The 1,702-nt window shown below is 42.5% G+C and carries 1 protein-coding gene; it reads left to right on the forward strand.

The features are described from left to right. A partial coding sequence (gene dnaE, locus NTZ93_04895) for a DNA polymerase III subunit alpha (GenBank protein ID MCX6817175.1) occupies nucleotides 1-1,702 on the forward strand: 1,702 nt, incomplete at both ends.

Below are 1,702 nucleotides of genomic sequence, written 5' to 3' on the forward strand. Positions count from 1 at the left end.
TTAGAAGGTTTTTATTACAAACCCCGCTTTGATTTCAAAACTTTACAGGCACATCACGAGGGTTTGGTCGTGACTTCTTCTTGTCTTCAAGGCATTATTCCCCAAATGATTTTGGAGGATAAAGACAACGAAGCTCTAAAATACTGCCGCTGGTTTTTAGAAATATTTAAAAACGATTTTTATTTAGAATTGCAAAAACATCTTCATTTGCCTGATTTGGATAAAGTCAACCGTAAATTAATTGAATTTTCCCGTTCTTTAGGTATTCCTCTGGTAGCCACCAACGACCTGCATTATGTTAACCAAACTGACGCTAAGGCTCAGGATGCTCTTCTGGCAATTCAAACTAAAACCATGCTGGCTGACAAAGACCGATTAACGATGATTGACTCGCCGGATTTTTACTTAAAGTCTGTCGCTGAAATGGATGAGCTTTTCCCCGATTACCCCGAGGCCTTAAAAAATTCAGTTAAAATTGCCGAAAAATGCAATGTCACTATTCCTACTGGTGGCAGGATTTTACCGCACTTTCCTCTACCCAGCGGCTACACCAGTCATGAAAAATATTTAAAAGAATTAGCGGAAAAAGGTTTAACCAAACGTTTTCCCAAGCCGGAAAAACTTTTAACTGACCGTTTAAATTACGAATTAAAAATTATTTGTGACAAGGGTTTTGCTACTTATTTTTTAATTGTCCAGGATTTTGTCAACTGGGCTAAAGCCAATAAAATCCGGGTCGGTCCAGGCAGGGGCAGTGTCGCCGGGTCGTTAGTCGCCTATGCTTTAAGAATTACTTCCATTGACCCAATTCTTCACAATATTCCTTTTGAACGGTTTTTAAATCCCGAACGGCCTTCACCGCCGGATATTGATCTGGATTTTGCTGATGACCGCCGGGACGAAGTCATCGAATACGTTGCTAAAAAATACGGCAAAGACCGGGTCGCCCAGATTATTACCTTCGGCACCATGGAGGCGCGCGGCGCCATCCGGGACATCGGCCGCGTTTTAGGTATGCCTTATAGTGATCCTGATAAAATTGCCAAGCTGATCCCTTTTGGTTTTACCATCGAGGAATCTCTGGTAAATACAAGCCAATTGCAGGAATTTTACCGTGACCCCAGGTTTAAGGAACTAATTGATTTATCTAAAAAAGTTGAAGGTACTGCCCGCCATGCCTCGACTCATGCCGCCGGCGTGGTCATCGGCGACAAGCCTTTGACCGAATACACCCCCTTGCAGCTGGAAAGCAAAAATGAACGCATCATGACCCAGTACGATATGTACTCGCTTGATTGCAATATTGATGCTGATGCCATTGGCCTTTTAAAAATGGACTTTTTAGGTTTGCGTAACTTAACTATTTTGCAAAACGCCATTAATTTTGTTGATGAACAGGATCACCTTAAAGTTGACGTTTCCGAAATTCCTTTAGATGATGCCGGAGTATTTAAACTTTTGAGTCAAGGCGAAACCGTGGGTATTTTTCAGCTGGAATCCGGCGGCATGCGCAATGTTGCCCGCAAATTAAAACCCAACCGTTTTTCCGATATTACCGCTATGGTGGCCCTTTACCGTCCCGGCCCGATGGATTTGATCGATGATTTTATTGAAGGTAAGAAAAACCCGGCTTCAATTAAATATCCCCATCCGGATTTAAAGCCGGTTTTATCAGAAACTTACGGCATTGCCGTTTATCAGG

The sequence above is a fragment of the Candidatus Beckwithbacteria bacterium genome (genome assembly GCA_026397255.1).
In the GTDB taxonomy this organism is placed as follows: domain Bacteria; phylum Patescibacteriota; class Microgenomatia; order UBA1400; family CG1-02-47-37; genus JAPLVF01.